The following is a 507-nucleotide window of genomic DNA, read 5'->3' on the forward strand; positions in this document are numbered from 1 at the left end:
GGGCAAGGCCGGCTTCCCCGCGCCGAAAATGCACGGGCTGTGCATGGACCGCGATGTCATCGGCACCGAATTCTACGTGATGGATTTCGTCACCGGCCGGATCTTCTGGGACCCGCTCCTGCCCGACCTCGACAAATCCGAACGCGGCCCGATCTACGACGCCGCCAACGCCACGCTGGCGCATCTGCACGGCATCGACCACGAAGCGGCCGGACTGGGTGAATATGGCAAGCCCGGCAATTACTTCCAGCGCCAGATCGGCCGCTGGTCCAAGCAATACCGTGCCGCCGAAACGGGTACGGTCGAGGCGATGGACAAGCTGATCGACTGGCTGCCCCAGGCCGCGCCGGAACAGGAACGCACCAGCGTCGTCCATGGCGATTACCGGCTGGACAACATGATCTTCCACCCGACCGAACCGCGCGTCATCGCGGTGCTGGACTGGGAGCTCTCCACGCTGGGCGATCCGCTGGCCGACTTCACCTATCAGCTGATGGGCTGGGTGAT

General features: G+C 64.5%; 1 protein-coding gene. It reads left to right on the plus strand.

From position 1 onward, the window contains the following. A partial coding sequence (locus PKF00_RS45125; protein WP_271223820.1) for a phosphotransferase family protein occupies window positions 1-507 on the plus strand: 507 nt, incomplete at both ends.

Origin of the sequence: Streptosporangium carneum (assembly GCF_027922005.1) — a bacterium.
GTDB classification, from domain to species: domain Bacteria; phylum Actinomycetota; class Actinomycetes; order Streptosporangiales; family Streptosporangiaceae; genus Streptosporangium; species Streptosporangium carneum.